The sequence below is a fragment of the Oceanimonas sp. MB9 genome (assembly GCF_011319775.1).
Taxonomy (GTDB): Bacteria; Pseudomonadota; Gammaproteobacteria; order Enterobacterales; family Aeromonadaceae; genus Oceanimonas; species Oceanimonas doudoroffii.
Map to the genome: position 1 here is coordinate 37,900 of NZ_VFBE01000004.1, position 15,347 is coordinate 53,246.

At 61.7% G+C, this 15,347-nt stretch carries 13 protein-coding genes; 7 read left to right on the plus strand and 6 right to left on the minus strand.

Going from position 1 to position 15,347, the window contains the following annotated elements; genetic code table 11:
* Positions 1-14 precede the first annotated feature (14 nt).
* From mscM to OJHNALOF_RS02770, 3 genes are all read left to right on the plus strand, one after another.
* Entirely contained in the window at positions 15-3,326 is a 3,312-nt protein-coding gene (gene mscM / locus OJHNALOF_RS02760; RefSeq protein ID WP_370462288.1) for a miniconductance mechanosensitive channel MscM, read from the plus strand.
* Positions 3,323-4,213 carry a LysR substrate-binding domain-containing protein gene (locus OJHNALOF_RS02765; protein ID WP_094201873.1) on the plus strand — a complete coding sequence of 297 codons (891 nt, stop codon included), beginning with the start codon at positions 3,323-3,325 and terminating at the stop codon, positions 4,211-4,213. The genes mscM and OJHNALOF_RS02765 overlap by 4 nt, the downstream gene beginning before the upstream one ends.
* Before the next feature lie 67 nt (positions 4,214-4,280).
* On the plus strand, positions 4,281-4,805 hold the full coding sequence (locus tag OJHNALOF_RS02770; RefSeq protein WP_165661087.1) for a DUF4136 domain-containing protein: 525 nt from the start codon (positions 4,281-4,283) through the stop codon (positions 4,803-4,805).
* A 74-nt stretch (positions 4,806-4,879) separates the two neighbouring features.
* Here OJHNALOF_RS02770 and epmA read toward each other — a convergent pair whose 3' ends face one another.
* From epmA to OJHNALOF_RS02785, 3 genes are all read right to left on the minus strand, one after another.
* A complete protein-coding gene (gene epmA, locus OJHNALOF_RS02775) occupies positions 4,880-5,854 on the minus strand; it encodes an elongation factor P--(R)-beta-lysine ligase (RefSeq protein ID WP_206063540.1) in 975 nt (324 codons plus the stop codon).
* A gap of 39 nt (positions 5,855-5,893) precedes the next feature.
* Complete coding sequence (locus OJHNALOF_RS02780) at positions 5,894-6,310, minus strand: VOC family protein (RefSeq protein ID WP_094201870.1); 417 nt, start codon at positions 6,308-6,310, stop codon at positions 5,894-5,896.
* 83 nt (positions 6,311-6,393) lie between these two features.
* Positions 6,394-7,377: an AraC family transcriptional regulator gene (locus OJHNALOF_RS02785; protein ID WP_165661088.1), complete on the minus strand. Its 984-nt coding sequence runs from the start codon at positions 7,375-7,377 to the stop codon at positions 6,394-6,396.
* A 117-nt stretch (positions 7,378-7,494) separates the two neighbouring features.
* Here OJHNALOF_RS02785 and OJHNALOF_RS02790 point away from each other — a divergent pair, with 117 nt between their 5' ends.
* Both OJHNALOF_RS02790 and OJHNALOF_RS02795 read left to right on the plus strand, forming a co-directional pair.
* The gene (locus tag OJHNALOF_RS02790) at positions 7,495-9,504 is read left to right on the plus strand and encodes a TonB-dependent siderophore receptor (RefSeq protein ID WP_165661089.1); all 2,010 of its coding nucleotides are present in this window, start codon (positions 7,495-7,497) and stop codon (positions 9,502-9,504) included.
* A 157-nt stretch (positions 9,505-9,661) separates the two neighbouring features.
* Positions 9,662-10,705: a GMP reductase gene (locus OJHNALOF_RS02795; RefSeq protein WP_165661090.1), complete on the plus strand. Its 1,044-nt coding sequence runs from the start codon at positions 9,662-9,664 to the stop codon at positions 10,703-10,705.
* Positions 10,706-10,839: 134 nt separating this feature from the next.
* Here the strand turns inward: OJHNALOF_RS02795 and efp are convergent, their stop codons facing one another.
* Positions 10,840-11,406, minus strand: coding sequence for an elongation factor P (gene efp, locus OJHNALOF_RS02800; protein ID WP_094201866.1), 567 nt, complete (start codon positions 11,404-11,406; stop codon positions 10,840-10,842).
* Positions 11,407-11,446: 40 nt separating this feature from the next.
* Between efp and epmB the strand changes: the two genes are divergently transcribed.
* Together epmB and OJHNALOF_RS02810 are read left to right on the plus strand one after the other, a co-directional pair.
* Positions 11,447-12,466, plus strand: coding sequence for an EF-P beta-lysylation protein EpmB (gene epmB / locus OJHNALOF_RS02805; RefSeq protein WP_206063541.1), 1,020 nt, complete (start codon positions 11,447-11,449; stop codon positions 12,464-12,466).
* A gap of 9 nt (positions 12,467-12,475) precedes the next feature.
* Positions 12,476-12,784, plus strand: a complete 309-nt coding sequence (locus tag OJHNALOF_RS02810; protein ID WP_165661091.1) for a hypothetical protein — start codon at positions 12,476-12,478, stop codon at positions 12,782-12,784.
* A gap of 9 nt (positions 12,785-12,793) precedes the next feature.
* Here the strand turns inward: OJHNALOF_RS02810 and OJHNALOF_RS02815 are convergent, their stop codons facing one another.
* Together OJHNALOF_RS02815 and OJHNALOF_RS02820 are read right to left on the minus strand one after the other, a co-directional pair.
* Positions 12,794-14,710: an EAL domain-containing protein gene (locus tag OJHNALOF_RS02815; RefSeq protein WP_370462289.1), complete on the minus strand. Its 1,917-nt coding sequence runs from the start codon at positions 14,708-14,710 to the stop codon at positions 12,794-12,796.
* Positions 14,707-15,204 carry a molybdopterin-binding protein gene (locus OJHNALOF_RS02820; RefSeq protein ID WP_094201863.1) on the minus strand — a complete coding sequence of 166 codons (498 nt, stop codon included), beginning with the start codon at positions 15,202-15,204 and terminating at the stop codon, positions 14,707-14,709. The genes OJHNALOF_RS02815 and OJHNALOF_RS02820 overlap by 4 nt, the downstream gene beginning before the upstream one ends.
* Positions 15,205-15,347 lie beyond the last annotated feature (143 nt).

Genomic DNA, 15,347 nt, shown 5'->3' on the forward strand with positions numbered 1-15,347 from the left:
TGAGAGACGCCGCCGTGTTTGCCCCCATTTTGCTGTTTTTCATGCTGTTGTTGCTGCCGGCCCCGGTGCCGGCGGATCAGAGCGTGGCCGATATCGAGGCCCTGCTGAAGGAAATTCCCGAGGGCGACAAACCCGAGCTGCAGAAACTGCGTGACAGCTACAACCAGGCGCTGCAGCTGGTGCGCGAGGGAGAGCGCTACCGCCAGCAGACCGAGAGCCTGCGCCAGTTCATGGAGAAATATCCGGCCGAACTGAAAAAGCTGGAGCAACAAAAGGCGGCGATCAAGGGCACCTCCACCGAAAGCATTCCCCTGCTCGACGGCCCGGATCTGGAGCAGGCGCTGGTGGACGCCCAGGCCCGGCGGCTGGAGCTTAGGCGCCAGCGGGAAGAGCTGACCAATACCCTCAACCTGCAGGAGCTCAGCAACAGTGGCCTGCTCAATCAGCTCGACGAACTGCGCCAGCAACTGCGCCAGACCCAGCAGGGGCTGGATGAACTGCAATTTACCGAGAACCAGAGCCGGCAGCAGAACGCCAACCGCATTCTGGCCATGGTGCGGGAGCAGACCCTGCAGCGGCGCATTCAGATGCTGGAGCTGGAACAACTGTCATCGGGCAACCGGGACAACCTCAACAAGCTTCGGCTGGAGATACTGCAAAACCGGCTGACCGATCTTGACCAGTACATAGACGCCCTGCAAAACCGGCAGAATGAACTGCGCCGGGCCACCACGGAGGCGGCCATTGCCGAGAGCGAGCGGCTGCTCGACGAGGTGGAAACCGACTCGCCACTGCTGACCCGGGAGCAGGAGCGCAACCAGCAGCTGTCGGCCCAACTGGTGGAACGCAGCCGTACCATAGAGTCGCTGCAACTGGAAAACCAGGCGGTGGAAGGCAGCGTGGGGGAGCTCACCACCCTCAAGAACAACCTCAAGGAGCAACTGGAGTGGCTGCAGGTCAGCCGCGGATTTGGGGAAAACCTGCGCAACCGCCTGAGCGAGCTGCCGTCCCCCTATCCCCTGCCCCAGCTTGAAGCCCGCATCGTACAGAGCCGGGTGGACAAGTTCGGTTACCAGGAAGCCCTCGATGACATTCACAACAGCAGCTACCGCAACCGCCTGCTGACCCTGGAGCAGGATCTGAGCGAAGAGCAGCAACTGCTGCTCGACGAGCTGCTTACCACTCGAGCCCGGCTGCTGGAGCGGCTGCTGGCGGCCACCGACAACCAGATCCACGAGCAGACCCGGCTCAAGGTGGCCTACAGCCGGCAAAACGGCCAGCTGGAGGAAATTCGTGCGCTAAGCGACGAACGGCTGTTCTGGTTGCCGGATCTGCGCCCCGTCGGCAGCGGCTTTCCCGCCGCCATGATGGAAACCCTGAACTGGCTGACCCGCGGCGCCACCTGGACCGCACTGCCCAGGGCGTTACAGCAACAGGGCGGCGCCAGTCTCACCCTGTACGGCATCAGTACCCTGGTGGTGCTCTACCTCTGGCTGCTGAGCCGGCGCAGCCTGCGCGACTACCTGGAGCGCATCGGTCCGCGCATCGGCAACGTCACTCAGGACAAATACGGCTATACCTTTAACACCCTGCTGCTGAGCCTGCTCACCGCCCTGCCAGTGCCGGCGCTGCTGTCGCTGCTGTCTCATGCCATCGACTCGCCCCTGGCCTCGCCCATCGTCGTGTCCCTGGCGGCGGCGCTCAGAGAGCTGATGCTGCCGGTGTTTATTTTGCTGCTGGTGGGCAACCTCACCCTGCCCAAGGGGCTGCTGGTGATGCACTTCAACCTGCCCGCCGAGCAGGTGCGCCGGGTCTGGCGCCAGTTCCGCACCCTGATGCTGAGCCTGCTGCCCATGCTGCTGCTGCTTTATACCGCCCGGGAATTCCGCGAGTTCTCCCTTTACGAAACCCTGGGCCGGCTCGCCTTTATGTACACCTGCCTGCTGATGAGCCTGTTTTCCTGGCGGCTCTATCGCCAGGACATGCCGCTGCTGGTGTCGACCCCGCGTCAGGAACACCTGACCCTGGCCAACCACCTGCTGTGGGGCCTGCTGATCACGTCTCCGCTGCTGGCCCTGGCCGCCGCCGCCATGGGCTATCTGTTTACCGCCCATACCCTGCTGCGCCAGCTGGAATTTTCGGTGCTGGCGGGTCTCGGCTTTGTCATGGCCTACCTGTCTGTGCGCCGCTGGATGCTGCTGCAACGTCGCCGCCTGGCCTTTGACCGGGCCAAGGCCAGGCGCGCCGAAATCCTGGCCCAGCGCAAGGAGAAGGAACGGGAAGAGCCCCATGAAACGCCCCCCAGCCCGGAAGCCGAAGCCGCCGCCGTGGCCGAGGTGGACCTCGATACCATCAGCGCCCAGTCGCTGGGACTGCTGCGCTCGGCACTGATGCTGGGCTATTTGCTGTGCCTGATGTTGCTGTGGTCGGAGATCAACACCGCCTTCAGCTTTCTCGACAGCATCGAGGTGTGGCATGTGTCCAGCAGCCTGGCCGGGGAAGACACCCTGGTACCGATCTCGCTCAAGGATCTGGTGATCGCCGTCTTTCTGGTGGTGTTGACCCTGGTCACCGCCCGCAACCTGCCGGGACTGATGGAGCTGAGCGTACTGCAGCACCTGGAGCTGTCGCCCGGCACCGGCTTTGCCATTACCACCATCTCGAAATACCTGGTGCTGATGGTGGGAGCCTTCTCCACCTTTGCCATGCTCGGCATCGACTGGTCCAAGCTGCAATGGCTGGTGGCGGCGCTGTCGGTGGGCCTGGGTTTTGGCCTGCAGGAGATCTTCGCCAACTTCGTGTCAGGCCTGATCATTCTGTTTGAAAAGCCCATTCGCATCGGTGACACCGTCACCATTCGCGATCTCACCGGCACCATCTCCAAGATCAAGACCCGGGCCACCACCATAGTGGACTGGGATCGGCGGGAGATCATCGTGCCCAACAAGGCCTTTATCACCGAGCAGTTCGTCAACTGGTCGCTGTCGGACGCCATTACTCGGGTCAAACTCTATGTGCGGGTACGGCTGGATGCCGACACCGAGCTGGTGCAGCGGCTGACCAGGGAAGCCATTGCCGAATGCAGCCTGATCCTCGACAACCCGGTGCCCGAAGTGTTCCTGATCGAGCTGACCGACTCGGCGCTGGTGTATGAGGTGCGGGTCTACGTGAACGACATGGGCCACCGCATGCCCATGACCCACGAGCTGCACAGCCTGTTGCTGGAACGGCTGCGTCGCCACGACATTCGCATTCCTCACCAGCAGGTGGACATTCGCCTGGTGGGCGACGATGCCGAAGCCCTGTTCCCGGCCCGCCCGTCATGAGTTTTACCCTCAAGCAGCTGCGGCTGTTTGTGGCGGTGGCGGAAAACGGCAGCCTGAGCCGGGCCGCCGACCAGCTGGCGATGACCCAGTCGGCGGCCACCATGGCGCTGCGGGAGCTGGAACGCCAGCTCAATCACCCGCTGTTTGACCGCCTGGGCCGGGGCCTCAGGCTGAACGCCTGGGGCCTGTGGCTGCTCCCCCGGGCCCAGAAAATGCTGGCCGAAGGCAGCCTGATCGAGCGCGGCTTTCGCGGTCAGAGTCCGATCGCCGGCCGGCTTCGCCTGGGAGCCAGCCGCACCATTGCCGATCACCACATTCCGGCACTGATTGAATACGGCTCCCGCCGTTATCCCCAGCTGGATATTGCCCTGGCGGTGGACAACACCCACAGCCTGCTGCAGCGGCTGTATCAGGGCAGCCTGGAAATGGCATTGATTGAAGCCCACGCCCAGGAAAAGTGGCTGAAGCTGGAGCCCTGGTGCCGGGACGAGCTGGTGATCGTCTGCCGCCCCGATCATCCCCTGGCCCGCCAGCCCCGGGTCAGCCTGGAACAGCTGGCCGGCTGCGAGTGGGTGTTGCGTGAATCCGGATCCGGCACCCGCAACACCTTTGAACGCGCCCTGCAGGGCCGGCTGGGGCCTTTGCGCATTCGTCAGGAATACCCTCACCTGCCCACCATTCTGTGCCTGCTGCACCACCGTCCCTGGCTGAGTTGCCTGTCCCGGCTGAGCGTGGCCGGGGAGCTGGCCCAGGGCAGGCTGGTGGCGCTGCCGGTGCCCGAGCTGGCGCTGCAGCGGTTCTTTTATTTTGCCTGGCACAAGGACAGGGGCGACCACCCTTCCCGCATGGCCCTGCTTGAACTGGCCCGAGAGCTGGTGCCCGAGTGACCCCCTTGCTTGCCGCGCGCTTTTGACCAACACTTAACTGTTGGCCCTAGAAAAACCGGAGGCTGCCATGCTGCGTATATTCACCCTGGTGTTACTGTTGAGCGGCTGCGCCGCGCCCTATGACTACGCGGAAGACACCGACTTCAGCCGCTTTACCACGGTGGCACTGGCCCCCACCGCCGATAAAAGCTCTCTCGACGGCGCCCGCATTGCCGAGGCCGCCGTCGACGCCCTGCCCGCTCGCGGCCTGACGCTCACCGAGCCGGAGCAGGCTTCGCTGTGGCTGAATTTCGGACTGAGTGAAGAGGTGCGCTGGTACAGCGCCGCGCCGCGCATGCTGCGCCCGGCGCGCTATTCGGGCCACTACTGGCCCGGCTATCACTACTGGGATGACTGGGACGAGCCTCGGGCCCGGCCGCAACGCCTGATCCGATTGGTGCTGTGGCTGGAGAACCCGTCCACCGGCAAAATGGTCTGGCGCAGCCGCCATGGCGGCAGCTTTCCTGGCGAAAGTACCAAGGGAGCCGAGCGCAGCCGGATCATCGAACAACAGGTAACCGAGCTGCTGGAGAACTATCCGCCCCGGCCGTGAGCGGTGACGGGGCAGAGGCGAGGAGAATGGTCCGATAGGCCCCCTCTCCTCACGGCAGCCTGTGCTGCCTTATCTCAGGCCCGAGTGACCGGAAAGGCGACAACCTGCTCCAGCCGCTCGGCCTTAAGCGCCAGCATGATCAGCCGGTCGATGCCCAGCGCCACCCCGGCACAGTCGGGCAGGCCCGCGGCCAGCGCCGCCAGCAGGTATTCATCCACCGGCCTTTCCGCCAGCCCCCTCGCCCGGCGCAGGGCATTGTCCTGATCAAAGCGGGCCCGCTGCTCGGCGGCATCGCTGAGTTCGTGAAAGCCATTGGCCAGCTCAATACCGCGAAAATACACCTCAAACCGCTCGGCCACGCGGCCATCGGCGAGGCTGATCCGGGCCAGGGCCGCCTGGCTGGCGGGAAAGTCATACACGAAGCAGGGCACGATCTGGCCGATCACCGGCTCCACCCCAAAGGCAAACAACAGCTGCAGCAGGGTGTCCCTGTCCTGTTCAACGACCAGCAGATCATCGGCTCCCAGGCCCTGGCCGGCGGCACGCAACTCGCTCAGAGAAGCGGTCAACGGGCAGACGCCCAGGGTCTGCTCAAAGGCGGAACGGTAGCTCAGCCGTTCGGGTTCGTCGCAACCCAACACCCGTCGCAGCAGTTCGGCCATTTCGTCCATCAGCCGGTGATGGTCAAAGCCCGGGCGATACCATTCCAGCATGGTGAACTCGGGGTTGTGCAGCCGCCCCGACTCCTCGTTGCGGTAAGCCTTGCAAATCTGGTAGATGGGTCCGCTGCCGGCGGCCAGCAGCCGCTTCATGTGAAATTCCGGTGAGGTCTGCAGATAGAGATTCTGGCCTTCGGCCATGCCGGGGCCGGTAAAGCGGGTAACGAAGTTTTCCAGGTGCACATCGGTCACCCCGGCCGCCGCCAGGGTGGGGGTATCCACTTCCAGCACGCCGCGCGCGGCAAAGAAGTCACGAATACGTGCCAGCAGCTCGGCACGCCGGCGCAACATGGAAAATTCAGCGGTGGGAGACCAGGATGACGTCATCATGAAAGTACACTCGGCAAAAAACGCCGAGTGTACTTTGAATCAGTCCCGGCTGGCAGCCCTGCTGTCGCCTTTCAGTTCGATCTGGTTGCCTTCCGGATCGAACAGGTAGATCGACGGCCCTTCACCCTGGGCACCGTAGCGTAGTGCCGGTGGCTCACAAATCACTCCCGACAGGCTGAAGTAATTGAGCAGGGCATCGGGATCAAAGGGATCGATGCGCAGGCAAAAGTGATCCATATTGGCCCGGCACTGATCGGCGGCCTCGCCATCGCCCCCCAGGGGGCCGCGAATATCCACCAGATCGATCAGCTGATCCCCGGCCCTCAGCTGGTAGAGGCCGATTTCCCCCTTTTCACGTTCCAGGCAACAACCCAGCACCCTGCAATAGAAATCCAGCATGCGCTGGGGATTGCGCACCCGCAGCACCAGATGATCCAGCCCAAGCACCCTGAACATGACGTCGCTCCATTCAACGGTTTGGCCAATAATGGCGTAAATTTGACCGAAACTAAAGCCTTTGGTTCCTGGCTGCAACGAACTCATCGCTCGCCACACAGGGCATGGGGAGACATGCCAAAGGCACGTCGAAAGGCGGCGGTAAAATTGGACGGATGCTGATATCCCGATTCGTAGGCCGCCTCGGTAATGGTGACCAGCCCCCGTTCCAGTTGCTGTCGGGCAATTTCCAACCGTCGGCGCCGTATATAGCCGCCGACGGTCAGGTTGAAGTTTTGTTTGAACTGCCGCTGCAGGCTCGACACACTCATGGAGAAGTCCGCCGCCAGCCGCGCCAAAGTCAGCTCTTCATGCAGGTGGCTTTCAATAAAGGTGACCAGCCGCTCAATGCGCCCATCTGTGGTCCTGTCCTGGCCGGCTTCCGCCTCCTCGGTCGCCTCCTCGGCCGGTCGGGCAACCTGGTCAAAGATCATACCCGCCAACCCGTGCACCAGGGTTTCAAAACGCAGCTTCTCCGCCAGGGTTTGCGGATGGGACAGTGCCAGAATGGCCCTGACATGACCGAGCATGTCGGCACTGACCTGCAGATGGCGGCACGCCAGGTGGCGGTTGGCAAAATCCGCAACCGGACAGCCCGGCGTGATCCGCCGGCGCAGCCAGGCCGGCGCCACAATCAGGTTCAACTTGCAAACCCGGGTGCCCGGCGTAAAGCGCCGGCGAAAGGCGGCTGGCCTGACCATGTTGGCCACCACCCCCACGGCTCCCTGCGCCGCGTTCAGGCTAAACTCCAGCCCGTCATACCCAAAATCGAGCCGCCCTTCCAGTAACAGGGTCGCCACCAGGGCGCCGGGCACCGACGCCACAACCTGGGAGTTATCCAGCTCCAGGCTGGTGCCACCGTGCACTCGAATGTCATCGTGAAAGCGGTAGGAAATAAAATCTCCTTCCGCCAACGGTATTTGCCGGTTCGATTCCAGCACCATCACCAGATCCTTGTCAGGCAGCGCCAGCTTGCGCGTCAACAGGGCTTTTCTGGTTCTTGTTCCGATATCTGACTGCCCTTCCATGCTGACCATTTCCAATAAGCGATATGTGGTTTTGCATAAGCCGATGTGCTTCGGCCCGCCGGCCAAAGAGATTACCATACCTGATAACCATTACCATTTGCATTTGAGGTTTATTGCATGCATTCATTCCATGCCCTTCCCTTCAGACCGGCCCTGCTCGGAGTGGCCATTAGTGCCGTCCTGGCCGGGCCGGCCGCGGCCGAAGAAACCACCTCCTATTTCGACGAAGTGCTGGTCTGGGGCACCGAGGTAACCAGTAATACCGACACCCTGCACGCTCGGGACATGTCCCTGAAGCAGGCGGATCACATGTCGGATCTGCTGCGCGACATTCCCGGCGTGGACGTGGGTGGCACTCACTCGGTCAATCAACGCATCAATATTCGTGGCCTGGGAGAGACGGATCTGGACATACGCCTGGATGGCGCTTCCCAGCACGCCAACATGTTTCACCATGTGGGCAACCTGACCCTGAACCCGGACATTTTGAAATCCGCCAATATTCAGGTGGGCAACAATTCGGTCACCCAGAGCGGCCTGGGCGGCGCGGTTTATTTTGAAACCAAGGACGCCGGGGATCTGCTGCGTCCGGACGAGCGCTTTGGTGCCCGCGCCTTTACCGGTTATCAGAGCAACGACAGCCGCCAGGGCTCGCTCACCCTCTATGGCCAGCTTACCGACAGCGTGGACGCCATGGTGTACGGCCACGGCATCAGCCGCGGCAATTTCAAGGACGGCGATGGCAACACCACCATAGGGGCCGATGGCGATACCTATAACGTGCTGGCCAAGGTGGGCGTGGAGCCGGCCGACGGCCATCGTTTCGAGCTGAGCTACGATCTGTACCGCGACAGTGGCGATTACTCTCCCCGAGCCGACATGGGTGGCAGCGCCAACCAGGCCCTGTCGGCACAGGTTCTGGTGCCCACCGACTACAACCGCGACACCATTACCCTGGGTTACGAGCTGGACGGGGACAATCATGATGGCAAGGTCACTCTCTACACCAGCCGCACCGAGCTGGTGCGCGACGAAAGCGTCTTTATCGGTAGTGGCGTAGGATGGCCGGGTGACCGGTTATCGGAAAACAAGGCGGAAAACCGCAACACCGGCGTGAATGTGCTGCTGAGCTCCAACCTGCGGTTGCTGAGGCTGGATAACCAGTTGAACTATGGCTTGGAGTACCTGCACAAAAACACCGAAAGCCACTACGGCGGCGTGCAGTTCATGGACGAGTCCGCCGACTCCCGCGCCGTGTTTGCGGAGAACACCCTGTTTATTACCGACACCCTGTCGCTGACCGGGGGCCTGCGTCATGACGACTATCGCCGCAAGGCCACCACCGGCACCCATGACTTTGACGACGTCACCTGGTCACTGGGGGCCGAATGGCAGGTCACACCCGACTGGACACTGTTTGCCAATGCCCGCTCCCTGTTCAAGGGCCCCGAACTGCTGGAAAGTTTCGTCAAATATCAGGACGTGACCGTGCTGGCCGATGACCTTCGCCCGGAAACCGGTCTCAACACTCAAGGCGGAGTACGCTTTGCCAGGCACCTAGGCGAACATCGACTGGGCGCCACCGCCACCCTGTTCCGCACCGAAATCGACGACTACATCGGCACCAACTGGCAAGGCAGTGGCTATGTCATGGAAAACATCGCCGATGTGGAAATCGACGGCTTTGAGCTGAGTGCCAGTTACGGCTTTGGCAACTTTAACGGCAAGCTTTCCTACGCTCGTTCCGACACCACCGACAAGGCCACCGGCGGCCCGGTTGCCGCCGACAACGGGCGCAGCATGGACGTAGGCGACAGCCTGGCCCTGAGCCTGGACTACCAGGCCGAGCGGCTGGAAACCATCTTTGGCCTGACCTCCATTCTGGTACGGGATGAGGACAATGTGTTTGCCGGAACCCCGATCAAGGAAGGCTACGACGTGCACAATATTTATGCCCAGTGGGTGCCCTCGGCGGTGGACGGCCTGTCGCTGACGGTTGGCATCGACAACCTGTTTGATGAAACCTATACCTCCCACGCCTCTCGCTCCGGCACCGCCCGGGGAGCCGTGCTGAATGATTTTGAACCGGGCCGTAACGTCAAGATTTCCGCCGCCTACCAGTTCTGACCGGAGCATTGGTTCAGGCCATTGCCTGAAAAACGCATTTTCTGAACTTGTAGTCAGGAATGGTTGCAAAAAAGTTCGCCGTGGCTAGAATGCTGAAAACCGGGGGCCTAAAAAACCCCCGGTTTTTTTATGCCTGTCATTTACTGAGGTAATACCAATGCGTATCGAAGAAGACTTGAAACTGGGCTTTAGGGATGTGCTGTTTCGCCCCAAGCGCTCCACCCTCAACAGCCGCGCTCAGGTCGAACTGAACAGGGAGTTCACCTTTAAGCATTCAGGTCGCCGCTGGTCCGGCGTGCCGGTCATCGCCGCCAATATGGACACCGTGGCCACCTTTGCCATGGCCCGTGCCCTGGCCCGTCACGAAATGCTGACCGCGGTGCACAAGCATTACTCGGTGGAACAATGGCAGGCCTTTGTTACCGAATCCGGCGCCGAAGTGCTCAAGCACGTGATCGTGTCTACCGGCACTTCCGACAAGGACTTTGAAAAGCTGCAGCAAATCCTGGCGCTGTCGGACGACCTGGGCTTTATCTGCATCGACGTGGCCAACGGCTACAGCGAACACTTCGCCGCCTTCGTGTCCCGCGTGCGCGAGCAGTGCCCCCAACACACCATCATTGCCGGCAACGTGGTGACCGGTGAAATGGTGGAGGAACTGATCCTGTGCGGTGCCGACATCGTGAAAGTGGGCATCGGCCCCGGCTCGGTGTGCACCACTCGGGTCAAGACCGGTGTGGGCTACCCCCAGCTGTCCGCCATCATCGAATGTGCCGACGCGGCCCACGGCCTGGGCGGCCAGATCATCGGCGACGGCGGCTGCACCTGCCCCGGTGACGTGGCCAAGGCCTTTGGCGGCGGCGCCGACTTCGTGATGCTGGGCGGCATGCTGGCGGCCCACGAAGAGTGTGGCGGCGAGCTGATCGAACGCGACGGCAAGCAGTATATGAAGTTCTACGGCATGAGTTCTGCCAGCGCCATGGACAAGCACGCCGGCGGCGTGGCCAAGTACCGTGCGGCCGAAGGCAAGACCGTTGAGCTGGCCTATCGCGGCCCGGTGGATAACACCGTTAACGACGTGCTCGGCGGCGTGCGTTCCACCTGCACCTATGTGGGTGCCCAGCGCCTGAAGGAGCTGACCAAGCGCACCACCTTCATTCGCGTGCGTGAGCAGGAAAACAACGTGTACGGCAAAGAGTGAAACGTCTGACGTAAGACGTAAGGGGTGAGGAGTAAGGGGTAAAGCTAAAACGTTTTCACCTCACACTTGTCCCCTCCACCTCACAATAAAAAACGGCGCCGAAAGGCGCCGCTTTTGTATCTAAAGCCCGAAGCTTATTTGACGCGGGACACGTACTCGCCGGAGCGGGTGTCAACGCGCAGCACTTCACCGATCTGAATGAACAGCGGCACGCGCACCACGGCGCCGGTGCTCAGGGTGGCGGGCTTGCCACCGGTGCCGGCGGTGTCACCCTTCAGGCCCGGATCGGTTTCCACCACTTCCAGCTCCACGAAGTTGGGCGGAGTCACGGAGATGGCGGCGCCGTTCCACAGGGTCAGGGTACATACGTCCTGCTCCTTGAGCCACAGTTTGGTCTCGCCCACGGCCTTTTCGTCGGCGGCGATCTGCTCAAAGGTGTCGTTGTTCATGAAGTGGTAGAACTCGCCATCGTTGTACAGATAGGCCAGTTCCACATCCATCACGTCGGCCGCTTCCACGCTGTCGCCGGACTTGAAAGTTTTTTCCAGCACCTTGCCATTGAGCAGACGGCGAATCTTCACGCGGTTGAACGCCTGTCCTTTGCCGGGCTTGACGAATTCGTTTTCGATAATGGCGCAGGGTTCTCCGTCCAGCATAATCTTGAGACCGGACTTGAATTCATTGGTACTATAGGAGGCCATTTTACCCTCGTAGTTGACAGAGTTGCAGAAAATGCCGGCAATGATACCCCTAAACGGGGGCGATTTACATATTCCCTGGCAAAAAGAGCTGGCCCGCGCCTTTACCACTCCCGAGCAGTTGCTGGACTATCTGGGGCTGGATGCCGCCCCCTGGCAACCAGGGCTGGCCGCGCGCCGGCTGTTTGCCATGCGCGTGCCTCAGCCTTTTGCCGACAAGATGGAAAAGGGTAACCCGCAGGACCCCCTGCTGCGCCAGGTGTTACCCCTGGCCGACGAGTTCACCCAGGTGCCGGGCTTTGTCACCGATCCCCTCGACGAGCACGACAGCGCCCTGCCCGGCCTGCTGCACAAGTACCGCTCCCGGGTGCTGCTGGTGCTGCGCGGCGGCTGCGCGGTAAACTGCCGCTACTGTTTTCGCCGCCATTTTCCCTATGCCGACAACAGCCCGGGCCAGGGCGGCTGGCAGCCGGCGGTGGACTACATTGCCGCCCATTCGGAAATCAACGAGGTGATCCTGTCCGGCGGCGATCCGCTGATGGCCAAGGACGAGCATATTGCCGCCCTGCTGAACGAGCTTGAAGCCATTCCCCACCTCAAGCGGCTGCGCATTCACAGCCGGCTGCCGGTGGTGATTCACACTCGGCTCACCGACACCCTGCGCGACCGCCTGGCGCACAGTCGGCTGCGCCCGGTGCTGGTGCTGCACATTAACCACGCCAACGAAATCGATGCCGATCTGGCCGACCGGCTGCGGTCGTGGCAACGGGCCGGCATTACCCTGCTGAACCAGAGCGTGCTGCTGGCCGGGGTCAATGACGACGCCGACGCCCTGGAAGCCCTATCGGAGCGCCTGTTTGACGCCGGCGTATTGCCCTATTACCTGCACCAGCTAGATCGGGTGGCCGGGGCGGCGCACTTTGCGGTGAGCGATGAGCGGGCCCGGACGCTGATGGCTCGGTTGCTGGAGCGGCTGCCGGGCTTTCTGGTGCCCCGGCTGGTGCGGGAAGTCGGTGGCGAGGCAAGCAAAACCCCCCTCGATTTACGTCTTGAACCCAGTTAAGGAATTCCCATGCACGATTCGGTAATTGACCGGCTTAACGACACCCTGAAAGAGTTGTATCACCAGGCCATTGACGCCGACAAAAAACTGGCCGCCCTGCGCGCCAAGGGCCAGGCCAAATTCAGCGCCGTGCTGCGCGAAGACAGCCAGTTCACCACTCATGCGGATCATTTTATGCCTTACGTGGCGGAGCTGGCGGAAGAGCTGGAGATGCTGTCATCCAGCTCGGAAGCAGAATACCAGGCGCTGCTGGCGCGCATGGTGCACAAGATTCAGCTGCTGGCCACCACACTGGGGCAGTTTATGCGCCTGCAGTAACCGGCACGGTCAGGACCGCGCTTCAAGCCAGTCCTTGACTTCAATGGCGCCGAGCGGCGGGCTGACCACATCACCCTGCAGCAGCGGCGCCTGTCCCTGCTCGCGTATCACCTGCACTTCGGCTGCTCGATGCACTCCACAGCAGATAACCGGTAACGCCAGCAACCGCGCCAGCGCAAGCAGCGCCTGAAACTGACGGCGTGCCTCCCCTTCACGTTCTATGCCGTTGCACAGCGCCGCATCCAGCTGCAGCCAGTCCAGCGGCAAGCGCGTCAGTTGCCCCCAGGAAGAGCGCCCACTGCCGAAGTTGGCCAGCATGATGCGAATGCCCCGTTCACGCAGCTCCCGCACCAGGGGCTGCGTCAAATGCAGCTCTTCTTCCAGCTGGGCCTCTTCCAGCTCCAGCACCAGTGAAGCGCCGTCCAGGCCGTGCTGCTTGAGCACGGCCAGCAGCGATTCCCTGATGGAACTGCGAAACAGCGAAGGCGGCAGGGGCAGACTGACAAAAAGCCCCGATTGCAGAGCCTGCCAGCCGGGTAGCAGCTCGCAGCAGCGGTTCAGTGCCCACAGCAACAGCGCCTCCGACAACTGATATTGCTCCGCCAGCCGCCCCAGCTCAGGGCCGGTGATCATGCCAAAGTGCGGGTGACGCCATTGCAGTGATAAACGAAACCCCGCACAACGCCCTTCACCATCGGCCAGTGGATGAAAACGCAGGCTCAGACTGTCGCTTTCCAGCGCCGCCGGCAGATCCCGGGCCAGCTGCTGGCGCCGCTCGATTTCCTTCAGCATGGAAGGGTCAAAAATAACGTAGGGCAAGCGCTCCTGCCGGCACAACGCCAGGGCCAGCTCCCCCCTCGCCAGCAGATCCACCATGTTATCGGCATCGGCCGGATACAGCACCACACCAATCACCGGGGTTGGATGGAAGTCATGCCGCGCAATGGCCTCCGGCGCCGCCAGGGCCTGGCGAACACGAGACAGCTGGGCGCGCACTTCCGCCAGCTCCAGCACCCCTTCCGCCACCACCACGCACTTGCGCTCGAACAGGGCGATATGTTCATGGGGCAGCAGACAGGCCTGCAGCCGCCGAGCAAAGGCAGACTGCAGCTGGTCGGCGGTATCATAACCAAAATGCTGCACCAGCCAATCCAGGTCCTCCAGCTCCAGCAGGGTGATACTGAACGGCTGCCGACGGCCGATCAGTTGGCCGAGCCGATGTTGCAGGGCAAAGCGGTTGGGCAGGCCGGTCAAGGCGTCTTGCAACAAACGCCTGCGGTAACTCAGCAATTCCAGCCACAGCATCAGCAGCAGCAGCAGGGCGCAAAATCCCAGTCCCAGGGTACAGACATAGAGCTCCTGGCTGAGAGACTTGTAGGCCTTGTCATATTCGGCATAAAACAGCACATTGCTGTGCATGGTGGCGGTGACCGTACGGGCCAGGGGTTCGGCATAAGGCGCCAGTTCGGCCAGCAGCAGCCGGTAGTTGAGGTCACCCGGTTTCAGGGCCTGCACCATGGGCTCCACACTTCTGACCCTGTCTTCAATCTGCTGGATCAGCAGCCACAGATCCGGCCGCTCACTCAGGGTGTCCTTGAGCTGATTGCTGAGCAACACCGGCGTACGACTCCACAGAATGTCGTAACGCAGCATCAACTCATCGTGTTCGATCACCCCGGCATTCAGCAGCCTGACCGCATCGAAAAAGCGGTTCATTTCCAGTTGCAACTGCATCAGTGACCAGGGCACCTCGTAATTGCGCTGTTCAAGCTGGGTATTGTGCTGGCGAATGCCCAGCAGGGCATGGGTAACGCCGGCACCAAACAGCAGCATACAGATCAGCAGCAACAGGGCGGCCACCTGTCGCAGCATATGGCCCGGCCCCCATTGATCGCTGCCGGGAATGGGAATGAAAAGTTGCTTCACCTGGGTTCCGTTCTTACCTTGATGTGCCTGAGCTGCCAGGCCATGTAGTGCAGAAATTTCGCCTGCTGCAGCTCCGGTACCCTGTCGTAGGGCAGCATCAGCCACAGCGGCCCCTTGTCGCGACGGCTCATCAGCCGCCCATTGTCACGCCAGGCCAGCAAGGGCTGGTAAGGCGCCACCGCCTGCCAGTCTACCACCACGCTGAAACCGTTGAGGGATTCCAGATAGAGGGCCTTGACCTCGGCGTGGGCAAAGAGGGTGTCGAGCAGTGCCCTCAGATCCAGGCCGCGGTAGGTGTGAGGAGTATTCGACCAGGGATGGGCCGTGGTGATCTCACCCTGGGGCAGGGCCTGAAGCTGGGACAAGGTGTAATCCATGCGTTCATGGGAGCGCCCTTCCAGCTCGATATTACCGGAGATGGTCAGTACTATCGCCTCCTCGGCCCGGACTCCCCACGACATCAACAGCAATACAACGACGCCGAGCAACTTCATGCATTTCTCCTTTCGCCCGAAGGATACCGCTGGTTTCATCCTTCAAGGTCATATCCTGAATACAACTGGGACTCAAACGCCCCTCAAGACAATAGGTCATCATAACCAAAATCTTTAATGCAGAAGAAGTGTAATTTAGGCCA

Coding starts and splice junctions, on each gene's coding strand:
- OJHNALOF_RS02810 (WP_165661091.1), top strand. CDS start 12,476: ATGCACGATTCGGTAATTGACCGGCTTAACGACACCCTGAAAGAGTTG.
- OJHNALOF_RS02795 (WP_165661090.1), top strand. CDS start 9,662: ATGCGTATCGAAGAAGACTTGAAACTGGGCTTTAGGGATGTGCTGTTT.
- efp (WP_094201866.1), bottom strand. CDS start 11,406: ATGGCCTCCTATAGTACCAATGAATTCAAGTCCGGTCTCAAGATTATG.
- OJHNALOF_RS02765 (WP_094201873.1), top strand. CDS start 3,323: ATGAGTTTTACCCTCAAGCAGCTGCGGCTGTTTGTGGCGGTGGCGGAA.
- OJHNALOF_RS02770 (WP_165661087.1), top strand. CDS start 4,281: ATGCTGCGTATATTCACCCTGGTGTTACTGTTGAGCGGCTGCGCCGCG.
- OJHNALOF_RS02780 (WP_094201870.1), bottom strand. CDS start 6,310: ATGTTCAGGGTGCTTGGGCTGGATCATCTGGTGCTGCGGGTGCGCAAT.
- epmA (WP_206063540.1), bottom strand. CDS start 5,854: ATGATGACGTCATCCTGGTCTCCCACCGCTGAATTTTCCATGTTGCGC.
- OJHNALOF_RS02820 (WP_094201863.1), bottom strand. CDS start 15,204: ATGAAGTTGCTCGGCGTCGTTGTATTGCTGTTGATGTCGTGGGGAGTC.
- OJHNALOF_RS02790 (WP_165661089.1), top strand. CDS start 7,495: ATGCATTCATTCCATGCCCTTCCCTTCAGACCGGCCCTGCTCGGAGTG.
- OJHNALOF_RS02785 (WP_165661088.1), bottom strand. CDS start 7,377: ATGGAAGGGCAGTCAGATATCGGAACAAGAACCAGAAAAGCCCTGTTG.
- epmB (WP_206063541.1), top strand. CDS start 11,447: ATGATACCCCTAAACGGGGGCGATTTACATATTCCCTGGCAAAAAGAG.